Raw genomic sequence first — 16,966 nt, 5'->3', positions numbered from 1 at the left:
CGGGTGCCGGAACGGGCGATGGCCCGGCCGATACCGGCCGGGCCATCGTCGTATCTGTTCTGTTTCGGTCGCGCCCGCCCGTCAGGGGCCGACGAAGACCGAGGTGCCGCGCCAGTCGACGTCGTCGACGCTCGGGCCGCTACGCACCGTGGCGGTACCGGTCGGCACGCCGTCGGACCACGCCATCGAGGCGAGGTTGCCGGTGCTCCGGGACACGACGTAGAGCGTGTCGCCGTCCAGGAACAGGCCGCCCGCGTCGGCGAAGCCGGTGGTGCCGGTGACCGTGTTGCGCTCGGCGCCGACGGTGCCGGTGTCCGGCGCGAACCCGCGCCAGAACAGCGTGCTCTGACCGGCCAGTGAGTAGTAGATCCGGCCGCTCTTGTAGAACATCGCCGTCACGTTCGGCAGTTCGGCGGAGAAGTTGCCGGTCATGCCGGCGTAGGTGGAGCCCTCCGGCGCGGAGCCGGTGACGACCAGGTCCCACTTGGCGTCGTGGTACGGGTCCAGCTTCTTCGCGGTACCGAACTCGGTGCCGTCGAACGAGCGCTTGTAGAGGTCGCCGCCGACGCCGTAGAACAGGTCGCCGCCGACCCAGAACGCGCCCTTGATGTTCGACCAGCCGGTGTTGTCGCCGTTCGGCACCGACATCGCGTTGCCGACCGAGGACGCGCCGTCGTACGTCCGCTTGGTGATGCTGTCCACGGTGGTGGACGGCGGCACCGGCGGCAGCTTGACGATCTCGATGGCCTGCACCAGCGGGTTCTCCAGGACGCGACCGAAGTCGATGTCGATGTTGCCGTCACTGGTGACCGGGAACGCCCGCATGGTGCCCCGGTTGGTGGCGCCGATCGCCGTGATCGGGTCGAAGTTGCTCAGCTTGACCACGCCGTCGATGCTGACGTTGAACTTGCGCTTGCCGGCGGTGGCGGTGCCGGCGTAGCGGTTGGCCAGGTAGAGCCGCACCTGCACCGGCGTGCCGGCCGGAACCGGGAAGTCCCACTGCATGTCCGGCGCGGTCGACTCGTCCCACCGCTCCGAGTTGAACAGCTCGACCGGCGTGCCGGACGGCACGGTGGCGTCGAGCGCGGCGTTGGTGGTGTAGCTGGTCACCTGGCTGCCGGTGTTGTGGTAGGTGCTCGGCGCGGCGGCGGTGTCCGCCGCCCAGGCCGGGCCACTGGGCGCGGCCATCTGGTCGCCGCCGGCGTTGACCCGGTAGAGCACGTCCGAGGCGTCCGGCGTGGGCGCGGTCTTGACGATCTCGATGCCGTGGACCAGCGGGTTCTGGACCACCCGGGCGAAGTCGATGTCGACCACGCCGTCGCTGACCAGGGAGATCGACTGCATGGTGCCGCGGTCGGTGCCACCGGCGGCGACGACCGGGTCGAAGTCGTTCAGCTTGAGCACGCCGTCGACGCTGACGTCGAACTTGCGGTTGCCCGGCTTGCTCGTGCCGGACCAGCGGTTGGCCATGTAGATCCGGACGTCGATCCGGGTGCCGGCCGCGACCGGGATGTCCCACTGCATGTCCGGCGCGGTCGCCTCGTCCCACCGCTCCGAGTTGAACAGCGTGGCCGGCGTGCTCGCCGGCACTGTGGCGTCGAAGGCCGCGTTCGTCGTGTACGTCGTCACGCTGTTGCCGGTGTTGTGGTACGGGCTCGGCGACGCCTCGCTGTCGGCGGCCCAGTCCGGCCCGCCGTCGGTGGCCGGGATGGCCGGACCGCCGGCGTTGACCCGGTAGAGCACCTCGGTCTGCGCCGCGCGACCGGCCTGGTAGACGTTGCCCGGCAGGCCCTTGGTGCTGGTCGAGTGCGGGGCGTTGCCGCCGGCCAGCGGGAAGAAGGCGAGCCGCTTGCGCTGGTAGTCGAAGTCGCCGATGTACTCCTGGTCGCTGCCCAGCCAGAGCCCTTCCGGGGTCACCAGCATCTCGGTGACGCCGTAGCCCCGCGGGTGGCGGCCCGGGTTCCAGGACAGCGGCAGGCCGCTGACCGGGTCGAGGGCGGCGATGCTGGCACGCGGCACCGCGCCCGGTCCGGCCTTGTCCCGGGCGAGCGGGTTGTTCGACCAGCGGAAGTGGCCGCCGACGTAGATGGCCTTCTCGCTGATGCCGACGGAGAGGAAGGTGTCGCCGCCGCTGAAGTTCGTCCAGGTCGGCTTCTGGCCGGCGCCGGTGGCGTCGGTCTCCCAGCGGGCCGCGGAGTCACAGAGCGTGCCGGGGTAGGACGCGCCGGTGGTGACCACGACGAAGTACTTGCTGTCCGGGGAGAACTGGACGTCGCGCACCCACGAGTCGAACGCGGTGTACTTGCAGGCCGCGGCGTAGCTGTCGGTGTTCCAGTCGGCGACGGTGGCCGAGTTGGCGCCCAGGTTCATCCGCACGATCTGGTCGTGCACGACGCCGTCGGCCTTCTTGAAGTTGCCGATGACCACGAGGTGCTTGCCGTCCGGCGAGACGGTGAACTTCTCCACGCCGACACCGGCCGAGGCCCCGTTGTTGGTCGGGGTCCAGTTGTGGTTCTCGGTCAGCGCCACGGTCAGGTAGTCGTCGACCGCGCCGGTGGTCGGGTTCAGCGAGGCCAGCCCGTTGCGGTTGGTCGTCGCGGTGACGGTGGTGAAGATGCCGCCGACGAGCAGGTGGCCGTCGACGAGCGCGATGTCGTTGACGGTGCCGTTGAACGCCGGGCCCTTGAAGCCTTCGACGGGGGTGCCGTCGGCGACGTTCAGCAGCGCCAGCTTGCGGAAGTTCTTGTCGCCGACCTTGTTGAACTTGCCGGCGACGTAGACCGTCCCGGGGGTCGGGCCGGCGATGATGGCGGTGACGTCGTTGTCCAGCACCGGCGCGAACGCGTTGTCGATCTTGCCGGTGGCCTTGTCGAAGGCGAGCAGCCCGCGGCGGTCGACCGGGGTAGGTGAGGAACCCCGGTTCTGCGCGTTGGTGAACGAGCCGCCGACGATCACCTTGCTGCCGGCGTCGTGGATGGCCACCACGTTGCCGTCGTTGATGTTCGGCGTCTTGTCCGACGGCACCTCGCCGACCATCGTGCTGTGGTCGGGCGCGGGCGCGGTGGCCGGCGCGGCGAGCGCCGGCACCGGTGTGAACAGGGTGGCGATGCCGAGTACGGCAGCGCCGAAGGCGGACACCGAGCGGTGTCTCAGGATCGAGGAAGCCACAGGCTACTCCGGGGGGAATACGTCGGAGGCGCTGCGATCGTGGCCGGTGCCGACTTGAGGCGGGGCGTCACTCGACCGACCGCAGACGTGAGAGCAATACCTTCTCGCATTCGCCGGTCGCGCGTCCACCCGGGATCGGCCTTTTTGGCCGAGGAAACGGCCCGGGTCACACGAAAAGACGAGCGACGATCACTCGCCGGACACGGAGGGTTGCCCTGAGGAGACACTCAGGTCGGGCATCGGTGGCTGGAAGTACGGATCCGTCGCCATCTCCCGGAAGACCTTCTCGCTCTCCGGGTCGTCGCCGAACGTGCTGTCGTAAATCGGCTTCTGCGTCTGCCGCGCCGCGAAGTAGACCGCCGCCTTGATCTGCGGGTGCTTCTTCAGGTACGGCCCGACCTCGCGCATCCAGTCGGCCCGCTGGCCCGGACGCCCGTCCTGGGTCAGGCCGTACTCGCCGATGATGACCGGCCGCGGGTGCTTCTTGGCGAACGCCATGAAGTGGTCCATGCGGTTGGAAAAGCTGTTCCACTCCGGGCTGGGATAGACGTCGGCGCAGAGCCAGTCGACCTGGTCGTCACCGGGGTAGTAGGCGGCGGCCCGTCGCTGCGGCTCGGCGAAGCCGTCCGCGTGCGGGCACCACACCCAGGCCGCGTTGGTGACGCCCATCTCCGTGAAGATGCCGCGGACGTGCTTCCAGGCGGCGACGTAGTCCTCCGGTGAGTGCATGCTCGCGGCCAGGTTGGGCCGGTCCATCTCCCACCGGTAGCGCAGCAGCACCGGAACGCCGAACTCCTTGACGTCCCGCGCGCGTTCCCGGATCAGCGTGTCGTAGGTGCCGCTGACCGTCGAGCGGGTGTCGGTGCCCTGCCAGGAGATCATCTGGAGCTTGCCCCGGGCCTGGAACGCCCGCTCGCTGGCGCCCGGGAACGGCTCGTTCCACTCGTGGAACATGTGCGCGATGGCGAGCGTGCCGCCGGCGGCCCGGTTGAACTCGTCGAACGCGGCGGCCCGCCCGGTGGCGGTGTGGTACTGCGGCTTGACCCAGGTGCCGAGCCAGGCCCCCTGCTCCGGCGGCTCCGGCCCCCGTCCGGTGGTGCGGACCGGCGCGGTCCGCGGCGTCACAGTCGGTGGGGGCGGCGCCGCGGTGGTCCCCTCGTCGGACCGATCGGAGCCGATCTCGCAGGCCGTCACCGCCGGCGCCAGCAAGGCCAGGCCCAGCACGGCAGCCATCGTCAGTCGTAACCGTCGTACCACCGCAACCTCTCCCCAGGACGGTCGCCGGCACGGTGTGGGCCCTGACGGATCCGCGTCAGCGGAGAGGCACGCCGGGCCGGGCGGGCGACCCCTGGCACTCTACCCGGGGAGGCGCGTTCAGGCGGGGTAACCGAGCTCGGTCAGCAGCGGGCCGGCCTGGTCCAGCACGTCGGCCAGATCCTTTTCGGTCAGTCGCTGCCGCCAGCGTCCCACCGAGCCCGGCCGGGCCTTGGCGAAGCGGGCGTGCAACGCCGCCCGGCCGGCCGGGTCGCGTACCTCAAGGAAGTCGGCTACCACCTCGGCGGCCTCCGCCGGCCGGGTGACGACGTCCTCGTAGCGCAGGTGCCGGACCCGGTCCGCGGGCAGTTCGGCGAGCTGGGACAGCGCGCTGCCGGTGAAGCGCCGCCACATCCAGGCCGACCGGCCCAGGTCGGAGACCCGGGTGAACTCCTCGCGCCGCTCCGGCTCCACCCAGAACCTCGGCGCGGCGCCCCACGGCGTACCGCCCCGGCCGCTGCGGCCGGTGCCCGTGGACGCGGCGTTCAGCCAGGGCTGCTCGGCGTGCGACACCGCCACGTCCCGGCCGTCGCGGTAGACGTGCAGGAAAACCGCGTCCGGGAAGACCTCGGTCAGGAACGGCACGATGAAGCAGTTCTCCGGGTCCTTTTCGGCGAAGCGCAACCCGCCGTGCCCGGACGCGGCGAGCAGCGCGCCGTAGTAGCCGCGGAAGTAGCGGGCGGCCCGCTGCGGCGTCCAGCTTCCCTCGTAGACACAGCGGGCGACCGCCTTGGTCAGGCGCGGCTCGAAGTGGTACGACACGTCCGGCAGCGCGCCGACGCAACTGCCCAGGAACGTGGTGCCGGAACGCGGGGCGCCCAGGATGAAGATCGGGCGCTCCACCTTCAGCGTGAGGCGGCGGTTGCCCGCCTCCACCGGCCGTTCCAGCTCACGGCGTTCCTTGCGGTCCGCCAGCAGGCCGACCGCGGCGAGCTTCGCGGCCTTCACCGTGGACAGGCCGGCGTGCGGGGCGAGGGGGGAGTCGCTGGTCATCGAAGGTCCCATCGGTGCGCAGGATCGGTCAGGACTGGGCGGCCGGGTCCGACCCGGCGCGGTTGCGGCCGCGGCGCAGGGCCCGCAGCGCGTCGAGGGTCAGGGTGCGCCGCCAGCGCCAGACACCCGCCACGTACGCGGCCAGGCCGACGGCGGTCACCAGCGCGAGCACCGGCGTCGTGGCGTCGAGCAGGGTCGCCGCGCCGAGCGGCAGGCCCAGCGCGACGACGGCGAGCGCCATCGCGGTACGGGTGCCGGCGCCGAACGGGTGCAGCCGCATCGACCACCAGAGCTGGGTCAGCGGCACCAGGTTGGTGACCAGGATCGAGACGGTCCAGGCCAGGGCCGCGCCGAGGATGCCGAACCGCGGGATGAGCAGCAGGTTGCCGACCACGTTGAGCACGGTGCCGGTCATCGCGTTGTAGAACGTCCACGCGGTGCGCCCGGCCATGTTGAGCACCATGTCGACCATGCCGCAGCCGGTGGCCAGCAGCATGGTCAGCGCCAGCAGCACCACGACCCGGCGGCCGTCGGCGTAGTCGCCTCCGAACAGCGCCAGCATCGGCGTGGCGAAGGCCGCGAAGATCAGGTACGCGGGCCAGGAGAGGATCACGAGCCAGCCGGTGGCGACCTGGTAGAGCTGGCCCGCCTCGGCCCGGTCGTTGCGGGCGAAGGCGGCGGCCAGCCGGTGCTGCACCGAGCTGGACAGCGCGACGCTGGAGAGCTGGCCCAGCGCCAGGAACCGGGTCGCCGCCGTGTAGATGGCCGCCTCGGCCGGCCCACGCAACGCGCTGAGCAGCACGATGTCCAGCCGCTGCACCACGATCGCGGCCAGGCTGCTGACCGCGCGGGGTCCGGTGAAACGCCAGAACGGTCCGGCCAGCTCACGCGCCGGCACCGGCCGGGTCACCTGACGACCGGCCCGGCCGACCAGCCGGCTCAGCCAGAACAGCGCGACCACGGCGGCGAGCAGGTACGGCACCACCCAGGCCAGCGGCAGCGCGACCGTGGCGGACAGGCCGAGCCAGGCGGCCGCCGCCACGGCCAGGAACTGCACCAGCGTGCGGCCGAGCCGCTCCACTGTGAGCAGCGGGCGCATCTGGCCGAAGCCGCGGCAGGCGGCGAGCGCGTAGTCGTTGAGCGCGGCCAGCGGCACGAACGCCAGCAGGATGCGCAGCGCGGTCACCGCCTCCGGGCCGGCCTCCGGCATGGTGGCCCGGGCCAGCGCCGGCGCGGCCAGCCAGCCGGCCAGCCCGAGCAGCGTGCCGACCGCGAGCACCGGCAGCAACCCGACCAGGATCGTGCCGCGGATCTGGTCGCGGCGGTCGAGCGTGCGCTGGCGGCTGACGAAGTAGACGGTGCCGACGTCGGTGCCGAGCCGGGCCGCCGACGCGGCGATCATGAACGCGCTGGTGGCCGCGAAGAACATGCCGGCCTCGCGGACCGACCAGCCCCGGGCGATGACGATGTTCAGGCCGAAGCCGGCCACCGCGGCCAGTCCGACCCCGACCAGGTTGGCGAAGCCCTGCCGGGCCGCGCCGCCGAGCCCCGCGCCCGGACCGGGCGGCGGAGCGGTGAGCGTCGGGGTGCCGCCGGCGTCCGGCCGGGTCACCGCCGCCACGACGGCACGCGTCCCCACCACGCCGCCAGCCGCTCGTAGTACGGGGCGAAGTGGTCCTCCAGCCGGGCCCGCAGCTCCGTCGACATGGGCGAACGGGACCGCGAGTTGTGCTTGCCGAACGCGATGTCCGCCCAGCGGGGCAGCCCGAGGAAGTCGCAGACCGCGTCGAAGGACGGGCGCGGGTCGGCGAAGAAGTCGTCGCTGTCGATGACGTGCATCCGCTCCCGGCCGACGAGCGCCTCCAGCCGCTCCAGCTGCTCGATGTAGCGGCCCCGGGCCAGGTACGCGTTGTGCTGCAGGTGCTCGCTCGCGTACGCGGCCGAGCGGATCATCCGCTCCCGCTCGCCCGCGGTCCGCTGCTCCTCCAGGGCCAGCGCCCGCTCGAAGTCCGACTCGGTCTCGTAGCCGCGGGCCAGCTCGTGCGAGTGCGCCGAGTAGGCGCGCTCCACCGGGTCACGCAGCAGCACCAGCAGCTTCGCCGAGGGCAGGTCCTTGGCGATCCGCTGCCCGGCCAGCGGGTGGAACATGTAGTACGGGCTGGACTCGCCGGTGATCCCGCGTACCCCGATCTGGGCCTTCACCGCGTCGGCCTTGGCCGTGGTGGGGAAGTGCCCGAGGTACCAGTTCATCCCCCGGTGGTAGTCCATGTCGAAGTAGTGCACGCCCTTGTGGTACGCGGGCGGCAGCACGCCGGGGTGCTGCGAGAGCGTCTTGAACAGCGAGGTGGTGCCGCAGCGCTGCGCCCCCACGATCAGGAATCCCGGCACCATCCGCGAGCCTGCGGTCAAGCGACCGACCGTCCGGCTCACCGACTTCACCGCGCGGAGCGCCTGCTCCCTGGCCACCGTCACGTCCCCACTCCTCACTCTCACCGGGCCCGGCGGGCCAGGTGTTCCTCCACGGCGGGCAGCAGCCAGGTGTCGACGTGCCCCAGTCGCGCACCTGCCTCCGCCTGCCGGTCGCGCAGGTAGCGCGCAGCCAGCTCCACCAGGTAGAGCACGGCGACCAGGTCGGCGTCCCCGGCCGCCTGGTCGAACGGCGCCAGCGTGTCCGCCGCGCCGGCGACGAGCGTACGTGCGGCCTCGACCGGTTCCACCCCGTCGTGGCTCATCGCGCCCTGCACCGCTAGGTGCAGCGCGTCGTACCCGGCCGGCACGTCCGCCTCGAACCGTTCCCAGTCCCAGACCAACACCCGCCCGTCGGCGAGCACCGCGCTGTTGCCGCCGTTCCAGTCCCCGTGCCACGCGCCGAAGGCGACCACCGGGTCGGCGTCCGCGACGGACTTCAGCACCGCGCGCAGCCGCCCGGCCTCCGGCCGGGGCCCGAGCGCGTCCACCGCGGCGGTGAGTCGGGTCGCGTGCGAGCTGGCCGCCCACGGCTGCCGGCGTACGCCGAGGCAGCCGGCGACCGCCACCATGGCCGCGCGCTCGCCCGCCTGCGCGGCGGCCGGGGCGGCCCGGGGCAGCCGCACCGGCAGCGCCTCCTGCACGAGCAGCGCGTGCCCGTGCCAGTCGCCGTGGTGGCGTACCCCGGCCAGGACCACCGGGCCGAGCGGCACCTCGGCGAGTCGGCGCAGCGCGTCGGCCTCCGCGTGGACGAGCGCGCGGGTCAGCGGGTCGACGCCGAGTTTCGCGTACCCGAGGGCCCGGCCGTCCGGGGCGAGCAGTTGCAGCACCGGCTTGCGGTTCGCGCGGGCCGGCCCGATGTGCAGGCTCACCAGCGCCGGCTCGCCCAGCACCTCGGCCAGGTGCGCGTCCAGCCCGCCGCCGTCGACTACCAGCCGGTCGCGGAAGACCAGCGGCCCCAGACCGAGCCGGAACGCGGTGGCCAGGCCCTGCCGGACCAGCTTGGCCTTGCGACCGACGGCCTCGGTGGAGTGCCGGACCGCGCTCGCCGCCGCCCGGCCGGAGCCGGTGGGCACGAGCAGCCGGGGGCGGGCCGCCGAGGGCACCACCACCCAGCCGGCGCCGCCGCGGCGCAGGCTGGGCTCGGCCGGCGCGGGCCAGATCAGCCCGGCCAGTTCACCGAGGTACGCGGCACGGCCGTCGCCGTCCGGGGGTACGCGGAACACCATCAGCGGTCACCGGTCGTTTCCAGTCGGGCCCGGAGCCCGGCGATCGTGCCCTGCGGTGGCGCGGGCGCGAGCGACCGGCGGATCCGGTCGTTGCGGGCCAGCAGGGCGACAGTGATCAGGGCGTAGGCGAGTGTTGCTTCCATCGCACCGTAGGTGAACTGGAAGAAGAGCATGAGGATGAGTACGAGCGTGCCGGCGATCCCGATGGCGCTGTGGTCGCGCCGGTAGCGCCAGATGCAGTAGAGGAAGAAGGCGTTGTAGCAGATCGCGCCGATCCAGCCCTGCCCGACGAGCAGCGCCCAGACCTGGCCGTTGCTGCCCAGCTCCCGGTTGCCGCACTGCTTGCAGTCCTCGGACTTGCCGATGGCGATCGACCGGTTGCTGCCGATCAGCGCCCGGTTGCCGCCGTAGCCGAGGATCGGCGACTGGTTGGCCGCCCGGACCGCGCCCTGCGACAGGGTGGTGCGGATGTCGTCACTGTGCCCGTTCTGCAGGCGTTCGTCGAAGGTGCGGCCGAGCGGGGTCGCGACGATCAGCACGCCGATCAGTCCGACCGCCAGGGCGAGCCCGCCGAGCACCACCATCCGGCCGCGCAGCGCGAGCCGCAGCGCCACGTACGCGGCGGCGATGCCGAGGCCGATCCAGAGGCCACGGTTGAGGGAGTAGACGATCGGGAAGATCGCCGCCAGCGCGATGGCCACGCCGGCGGTACGGCGCAGCGGCCTGCCCAGCACCACCCAGCCGACGATCAGCCAGACCAGCAGGATCGCGGTGTTCTGGCCCCACGAGTTCGTGTAGGTGAACGGCGCGGACGGGCGGGGCGAGCTGGCCTCCCCCTCGATCACCTGCTGCACCTGGGCGAACTTGATCTCCATGAGCGAGGTGACGTACGGGTGGCCGGCGATCGACTGCGGCAGGACGAACCGCAGCGGCGCGACGAACTTGAGGTTCGGGAAGAGCGAGCCGATCCAGCCGCCGAGCACCACGACCACGCCCATGAACCCGAACAGCCGCACCATCCGGCGCTGGGACAGCTCCCGGTCGCGCAGGTTGTAGACGTAGAGCATGGTCACGGTCATCGCGACGTAGTTGGCGAGCCGGATGCCCCAGCCGATGTACTTGCCGCTGCCGCCGGGCGGCAGCGTGTTCGGCGCGGTGAGGTCGAGGGTGAGCACGGACAGGAACACCCAGAGCAGCAGGACCATCCAGATCCCGAAGCCCGGCGGCACCCGGACCGGGCCGCGCTTGCGCATCTGCGCGACCATCGGCACCGCGAAGATGACGAACACGAAGCTCGACACCCCGAGCACCCACCACAGCGGGTACAGCAGGAAGACCGCGATCAGCGGCCATGCCGTCGGCAGCCGCCACGACCAGCCCTCCGGCCGTACCCGCACCGGGCGGAGGCGGTTCCCACCGGGCGGCGACACCGCGGCGAGCGGAACCGACCCGCGCGCGGTACGGGGCGGGGTGGCGGTGCTCATTTCACGGAGACCTTGGCGGTGGTCGGCGCGTAGATCACCCAGGCGTTGCCGGGCTGCGGGTGCAGGAGGTCGCCGCCGGTGTCGGCGAGCGTGCAGACCAGGGGCAGGCCGGGCTTGCGCCACCGGCCCTTGGCGCTGTTCGGCCCGGACACGGCGACCACCGCGCCCTCACCGAAGACGTTCGCCGAGGGCAGCGAGCGCGGGGACGGGTTGCGTACGTCGAGCGTGCGGTACTCCATCGTCAGCACGATGACGGAGGCGGCGGTCACGGTGACCTTGCCGATCTTGCCGGCCCAGACGGACTTCGCCTGGTCGTACCGCCAGACCATCGGCGGACCGCCGGAGACGGTGACGGTGAGTTCGGTGGCGGGTGCGAGGTCGCGGGTGGCGAGCGCCTCGCCGTCGGTGGCGTGGTCGAGCGGCGGGGTGGGCGGCTGGCCCCCCTTCGGGGCGGCCTTGAGCAGCGCTGCGGTCGACGTGTAGCCGCCGGAGAACACCTTGCTGTCGTCGTCGGGAGTGACGCCGTCGAGGTCGGAGTTCTCGAACTGGGTGAGGAAGCCGGTGGGGCCGCCGTTGTAGCCGACGAACGGGCGCAGCACCGTGAGCGACCGGATGTCGACCGGCCGGATCTCGGTGACCGGGCCGATCTTCGTGGCGTCCTTGGAGTGGAACACCGCGGTCAGGTGCAGCGTGTCCGCCTCGGCGAACTCGGCGTAGACCAGGTCGGCGGCGTCCAGGCCGGCCGGTGTGGTCGCGGGGCTCACCCGCAGCGGCACCGCGACCGCCTGGCGGGTCGCCGCGGCCGGGGTGCTCACCGGAGCGCCGGTCAGCGGGCCCTTGGGCAGGGTCGGCGAGGCGCTGGCCGCGGACGGCGAGGCGGTGACGTCGCCCGGGTCCACCACCTGGACCTTGCCCGGCTTGGGCTCGGGCTCGCTGCACCCGGTCCCGACGCCGAGGACGACGGCGGGGGCGATGGCGGCGCGGAGCATCTGCCGACGGTTCACCCCAGGTCCTCGCCGGAGTCGAGGGCGTAGCTGCGGCCGTCGCCGTCACCCCGGGAGCGGTAGGTGCCGCCCGTGCCGTTGAGCGGCACCGGCTTGCCCGGGACGCCGGGCGGGGTGGCCTTGCCGGGCATCTGCGGCGCCGGAGCGGCCGGCTTCGCCGGGGCGGGGCGGGACGACTGCATGCGCGGCAGCACCATGGTCGACTCGGCGGACGGGCCCGGGCTGGGCCGGGGCTTGGGCCGGTTGGCCGGGGCAGCCGGCGCGCTCGACGCGTTCGACCCGCCGGACGTCGCCGGGCGGGTGGCGCCGGCGGGCGGGTCCGGCAGGCGCGGAGCCAGCACGGCGCCGATCACCGGCGCGTTCACCTGCTCGAACTGCTGGAGGGCGGCGGTGATCTCACCGCTGCGGGTCTTGCCCGCCTCGGCCACCATGATCACCGCGTCGACGTACCGGCCCAGGGCCTGGGCCTCCACGGCGAACGTGGGCTGCGCGGTCTCGATCAGCACGTGGTCGAAGCGCGCGGACAGCTCGTGCAGGATCTCCAGCAGCCCGGCGACCGGCAGTTCGACCTCGGCGTCCAGGTCGCCCGGCACCAGCACCCGGAGCTGGCCCAGCCCTGGCACCGGCGCGAGCGCCTTGAGCGGGGGCACGTCGCGGCGCAGCACCGAGGCGAGGCTGTGCCGCCCCTCGGCGACGCCGGTGATGGCGCCCACCGCCGAGTCGGGCTTCGTGGTGATCAGCGCGACCTGCTGGCCGGTACGGGCGTACGAGGCGGCGAGGTTGGCGGCGATGAACCCGGCGGCGGTGCCGGCCGAGGCGTCACAGAGCAGCAGTTGACGCCCGCGCCCGCCCTGCGCCGCTTCGGGCACGGCGGAGAGCAGCACGTTGCGCAGCCGGCCCAGCTCGCGGGAGGCCCGGTGGGTGGCCGGCAGGACTGCGAGCGACGGCGCGCGCGACGGCAGTTCCACGAGCAGCGGCAGGCCGACCCGGTCGGAGATGTCGCGTCCGCGCCGGATCCGGGTGTCGAGCCGGTCCAGCACCAGCGCCAGCACGATGCCGAGCAGCAGGCCCGCGCCCATGCCGCTGGCCAGGTTGAGCGTGCGGTTCGGCGAGCTGGGCCGCTCCGGCAGCCGGGCGTCGGAGATGATCTCGCCGGGGTCGGAGCCGGCCGAGGCCAGCGGGTTGAGCCGGTTGTACAGGCCGGTGATCTGGTTGGTGATGACGTTGCGCTCGGCCTCGGCCCGCTCCCGCTCGGGCGAGTTGGACGGCGCGGCCGAGATCCGCCCGGCGACCGCGCTCAACTGCTTCTGCAGGTCGGCGATCTGCTGCTTGAGCGCGTTGGTCTCGTTTTCCAGCGTCTTCTGCGCGGTGGCCTTGCGCAGGTCCAGGTATGCCTGGGCGAACGCGTGCGAGCCCGACTGGGCGCCCTCGGGGCTGTTCGCCTCGTACGCCACCTGGAGGATCTGGCTGTTCGGCGGGACCTTGACGGTCACCGACTTGACGAGCTGGTCGGCCCCGGTGTCGACCTTCATCAGCGCCTTGGCCCGCTCGGCCACGACGAGCGAGCGGACCACCTGCGCCTCGGTGTCGAGGTTGACCTTGGCGTTGGGGTTGTTCTCCGCGCCCGAGCCGAGCGGGCGCACCAGCAGCGAGGTGGTCGAGGTGTAGCGCGCCTCCTGGATCTGGCTCAGCGCCAGCCCTCCGCCCAGGCCGAGGACCGCGGCGAGCAGCAGGATCCACCAACGGCGGCGCAGCCAGCCCAGGTAGGCCATCAGGGCAAGACCGTCGGCGTCGCTCTCGGCCAAATGGGGTGAGGGCATCAGAGTCTGTCGCTCCCTTTCGACCGAGCCGGGCAGTCCACGGCACAGCTGGACCTGACCGTGGCCTTGAGTGTCCCCGATCCGAACGACGAGGGAAAGTCTGCTCACGTTCCGGTAAGCCTGCCCGGGTGTGGGCAGCCCGCGTAGAAATGGCCGATCGGCGCTGACCATTCGGCGGGTTTCCCGGTGCCGGGCCCGACTTGCCCCAGGTAAGCCGACGTCGTCGCCGGCTCTCGTGCGGAGCGGTGACGGAATCCTGACACATCTCACTTCGTCCGGGTGTCCCGGCCCGTCGTCCGGGTGCGGCCGGGCTGACCTGCCCGATGGCCGGTCGACGCGCATCCCGTTGACGGGAATCGCGAGGTGAGCCGACCGGCGAGCCAGGATCCGTCCAATGGCCCCTTCAGTTGCCCACGGGCGCGCCAGTAGGTTGTCAGGACGCGTCCGAGGAGCATTCACAAAATCCGGACGCGTCATCCGCGTACGGGAGGACGTTTGTGGTGAGCGGGTCAACCGAGGACTCGGGGCAGGTACTGCTGGTGGGGTCCAGTGGCGGGCACCTGGCCCAGCTCCTGGCCCTGGAACCGTGGTACCGGGATCGGCGCCGCGCATGGGTAACCTTCGACACCCCGGACGCGCGCTCGCTGCTCGCCGGCGAGGACGTGGTGTGGGCGCACCACCCCACCACACGCAACGTCAAGAACCTGGTACGCAACGCGTTCCTCGCGCTGAAGGTCATCCGCCGGCGCCAGGTCGACGCGGTCGTCACCACCGGCGCCGGGGTCGCCCTGCCGTTCGTGGTGGCGGCCCGCATGCGCAAGATCCCGACGGTCTACATCGAGGTGTACGACCGGATCGACAGCGCGACGCTCACCGCCCGGCTCTGCCGGCCCTTCCTCTCCGCGATGCTCGTGCAGTGGGAGGAGCAGCGCCGGATGTACCCGGAGGCGACTGTCGTGGGGAACCTCCTCTGATGGCGCACATTCCCCAGCAGCGGGACCGGCGGTCGAGGCCGTTCGTGCTGGTCGTGGTCGGCACCGACGTGCACCGCTTCGACCGGCTGGTCGGCTGGCTGGAACGCTGGCACGCCGCCCGGCCCGAGGTCCGGCTGGTCCTCCAGTACGGCCACAGCCGCACCCCGGCCCTGCCCGAGGCCACCCCGTTCCTCGGCCACGAGGAACTCCAGCGGGCGATGGCGGAGTCCACGCTCGTGGTCAGCCACGGCGGCCCGGCCACCATCACCGAGGCCCGGCGCACCGGCCACCTGCCGATCGTGGTGCCCCGCGACCCGGCGCACGACGAGCACGTCGACAACCACCAGCAGTTGTTCTCCCGCCGCCTGGGCGCGGCCGGCATGGTGCGGCTGTGCGAGTCCGAGGCCGAGTTGGTCGCCGCGCTGGACGAGGGCCTGGCCGACCCGAGCCGGTTCGTCCTGGCCGCCGACCCGGGCCGCCCCGACCCGCGCGCCGAGGCGGTCGCCCGGGTCGGCGCGGTGATCGACGGCCTGGTGGCCAGCCGGGTACGGCAGCGGGCCGTCGGGCGGCGCGGATGAGCGGCCCGGACCAGGCGCCGCCGCGGGTCCTCTTCGTCGGCGGCCTCGGCCGCAGCGGCTCCACGCTGCTGGAGCTGCTTCTTGCGCAGAGTGCCGACGTGTGCGCCGTCGGTGAGGTCGTGCACCTGTGGGAGCGGGCGCTCGGGGCCGACGAGCGGTGCGGCTGCGGTGAGCGGTTCACCGCCTGCCCGTTCTGGCGGCAGGTCGGCGACCTGGCGTTCGGCGGCTGGTCCGCGGTCGACCGGGACGACGTGCTGGCGCTCAAGGACCGGGTCGACCGGACCCGGCACATCCCCCGGCTCGCCAAGGAGGCGCTCCCGCCGGAGCAGCTCGCCGACGTGCGCCGCTACGCGGACCTGTACACCCGGATCTACCGTGCCGCGCTCGCGGTGACCGGCGCCCGGGTGGTGGTCGACTCCAGCAAGCACGCCTCGCTCGCGTTCGCGCTGCGCTGGGCCGAAGGGCTCGACCTGCGGGTGCTGCACCTTGTCCGGGACAGCCGGGCGGTGGCGTACTCGTGGGGCAAGCAGGTGCGCCGTCCCGAGGTGGTCGACGGCGAGGACTTCATGCCGACCTTCTCGCCGTTCGAGGTGAGCAAGCTGTGGACCGCGCAGAACGCGGCGTTCCACCTGCTCGCCTCCCGGGCGAAGGTGCTGCGGCTGCGGTACGAGGACTTCACCGCCGACCCGGCCGGCACCGTACGCCGGGTGCGGGACTTCGCCGGCCTGCCGGACGACCCGGCCGCGCTGCGGATCCTCTCGGCGGACGCGCCCGACGTGGCGAGCGAGCCGGCCGCGCCGTTCCGCGCGCACAGCGTCGCCGGCAACCCGTTGCGGTTCAGCGGCGGGCCGTTGACAGTGCGCCGCGACGAGGCATGGCGCGACCGCCTGCCGCGACGCAGTCGTGCCGTGGTCAGCCTGGCCACGCTTCCCCTGCGGGTCCGTTACGGCTATCTGGGCCAGCGGGGATCCGACGAGTCCGTGGAGAGAGCATGAGTGGGCCGAGCATCTCGGTCGTCGTACCGACGCGAGACCGTCCGGAGCTGCTGCGTGCGGCGCTCGACGCGATCCTCAGCCAGGCGCACCCGGGCCTGATCGAGGCGATTGTGGTGTACGACCAGTCCGAGCCGGACCGGTCGCTGGAGACCGACCGGGGTGACCGCCGGATCCGGGTGATCACCAATACCCGTACCGCCGGGCTGGCCGGCGCGCGCAACACCGGCATCGAGGCGGCCACCGGCGACTGGGTGGCGTTCTGCGACGACGACGACGAGTGGCTGCCCGGCAAGCTCGCCGCCCAGTTCGGGGCGCTCGACGCGCACCCGGACGGCGCGCTGGTGAGCTGCGGCATCCGGGTCAGCTACGACGACCGTACGGTGGACCGCTCGCTGGACCGGGCCCGGATCTCGCTGGAGGCGCTGCTGCGCGACCGGCTCACCGAGCTGCACCCGTCCACGTTCCTGATCCGCCGGGCCGCGCTGCTCGACGCGATCGGCCTGGTCGACGAGCAGATCCCGGGCAGCTACGCGGAGGACTACGAGTTCCTGCTCCGCGCCGCCCGGTACGCCCCGCTGGTGAACGTGGAGAGCCCGTACGTGCTGGTCCGCTGGCACAAGCGGTCCTACTTCGCGCAGCGCTGGGAGACCATCTCGACCGCGTTGCAGTGGCTGCTGCGCCGCTACCCGGAGTTCGCCACCGTGCCGCACGGCGAGGCGCGGGTGGCCGGTCAGATCGCGTTCGCGCAGGCCGCCATGGGCAACCGGCGGGACGCGGTCCGCTGGGCGCGGCGCACGCTGGCCCGCAACCCGAAGGAGCCGCGCGCCTACCTGGCGCTGGCGGTGGCGAGCCGGGCGGTGCAGGCCGACCGGGTGCTGCGCACGCTGCACAAGCGCGGCCGGGGCATCTGACGCGTACGCGAAACGGGCGGGCGACCGAGG

Annotated in this window: 13 protein-coding genes; 4 read left to right on the top strand and 9 right to left on the bottom strand. The window is 72.6% G+C overall.

Annotated features, from left to right (window positions below):
* Nucleotides 1-81 precede the first annotated feature (81 nt).
* From MicB006_RS31020 to MicB006_RS30980, 9 genes are all read right to left on the bottom strand, one after another.
* Nucleotides 82-3,168, bottom strand: a complete 3,087-nt coding sequence (locus MicB006_RS31020) for a malectin domain-containing carbohydrate-binding protein (protein ID WP_116510886.1) — start codon at nt 3,166-3,168, stop codon at nt 82-84.
* Nucleotides 3,169-3,357: 189 nt separating this feature from the next.
* On the bottom strand, nt 3,358-4,401 hold the full coding sequence (locus MicB006_RS31015; RefSeq protein WP_073831074.1) for a glycoside hydrolase family 26 protein: 1,044 nt from the start codon (nt 4,399-4,401) through the stop codon (nt 3,358-3,360).
* A gap of 141 nt (nt 4,402-4,542) precedes the next feature.
* Nucleotides 4,543-5,475, bottom strand: coding sequence for a sulfotransferase (locus MicB006_RS31010; protein ID WP_116510884.1), 933 nt, complete (start codon nt 5,473-5,475; stop codon nt 4,543-4,545).
* Between the two features lie 28 nt (nt 5,476-5,503).
* Nucleotides 5,504-7,117, bottom strand: coding sequence for an oligosaccharide flippase family protein (locus tag MicB006_RS31005; protein ID WP_116510882.1), 1,614 nt, complete (start codon nt 7,115-7,117; stop codon nt 5,504-5,506).
* Nucleotides 7,084-7,947, bottom strand: a complete 864-nt coding sequence (locus MicB006_RS31000) for a sulfotransferase (protein WP_116510880.1) — start codon at nt 7,945-7,947, stop codon at nt 7,084-7,086. The genes MicB006_RS31005 and MicB006_RS31000 overlap by 34 nt, the downstream gene beginning before the upstream one ends.
* 17 nt (nt 7,948-7,964) lie before the next feature.
* Nucleotides 7,965-9,170: a hypothetical protein gene (locus MicB006_RS30995; protein WP_116510878.1), complete on the bottom strand. Its 1,206-nt coding sequence runs from the start codon at nt 9,168-9,170 to the stop codon at nt 7,965-7,967.
* Nucleotides 9,170-10,654, bottom strand: a complete 1,485-nt coding sequence (locus MicB006_RS30990; protein WP_116510876.1) for an O-antigen ligase — start codon at nt 10,652-10,654, stop codon at nt 9,170-9,172. The genes MicB006_RS30995 and MicB006_RS30990 overlap by 1 nt, the downstream gene beginning before the upstream one ends.
* Entirely contained in the window at nt 10,651-11,658 is a 1,008-nt protein-coding gene (locus tag MicB006_RS30985; RefSeq protein ID WP_116510874.1) for a DUF3048 domain-containing protein, read from the bottom strand. The genes MicB006_RS30990 and MicB006_RS30985 overlap by 4 nt, the downstream gene beginning before the upstream one ends.
* Nucleotides 11,655-13,478: a Wzz/FepE/Etk N-terminal domain-containing protein gene (locus tag MicB006_RS30980; RefSeq protein WP_116510872.1), complete on the bottom strand. Its 1,824-nt coding sequence runs from the start codon at nt 13,476-13,478 to the stop codon at nt 11,655-11,657. Before MicB006_RS30980 ends, MicB006_RS30985 begins: the two co-directional genes overlap by 4 nt.
* Before the next feature lie 497 nt (nt 13,479-13,975).
* Between MicB006_RS30980 and MicB006_RS30975 the strand changes: the two genes are divergently transcribed.
* From MicB006_RS30975 to MicB006_RS30960, 4 genes are read left to right on the top strand one after another with little or no spacing between them, the layout of a single operon-like run.
* Nucleotides 13,976-14,452 carry a polysaccharide biosynthesis protein gene (locus tag MicB006_RS30975; protein WP_030499390.1) on the top strand — a complete coding sequence of 159 codons (477 nt, stop codon included), beginning with the start codon at nt 13,976-13,978 and terminating at the stop codon, nt 14,450-14,452.
* Entirely contained in the window at nt 14,452-15,030 is a 579-nt protein-coding gene (locus MicB006_RS30970) for a glycosyltransferase (protein ID WP_116510864.1), read from the top strand. The genes MicB006_RS30975 and MicB006_RS30970 overlap by 1 nt, the downstream gene beginning before the upstream one ends.
* Nucleotides 15,027-16,025 carry a sulfotransferase gene (locus MicB006_RS30965; protein ID WP_116510862.1) on the top strand — a complete coding sequence of 333 codons (999 nt, stop codon included), beginning with the start codon at nt 15,027-15,029 and terminating at the stop codon, nt 16,023-16,025. Before MicB006_RS30970 ends, MicB006_RS30965 begins: the two co-directional genes overlap by 4 nt.
* Nucleotides 16,022-16,936 carry a glycosyltransferase family 2 protein gene (locus MicB006_RS30960; RefSeq protein WP_013289266.1) on the top strand — a complete coding sequence of 305 codons (915 nt, stop codon included), beginning with the start codon at nt 16,022-16,024 and terminating at the stop codon, nt 16,934-16,936. The genes MicB006_RS30965 and MicB006_RS30960 overlap by 4 nt, the downstream gene beginning before the upstream one ends.
* Nucleotides 16,937-16,966: the final 30 nt, after the last annotated feature.

Origin of the sequence: Micromonospora sp. B006 (assembly GCF_003408515.1) — a bacterium.
GTDB classification, from domain to species: Bacteria; Actinomycetota; Actinomycetes; order Mycobacteriales; family Micromonosporaceae; genus Micromonospora; species Micromonospora echinospora_A.
Note: the sequence above shows the minus strand (reverse complement) of the source record. Positions and strands in the feature narration are given on the sequence as shown.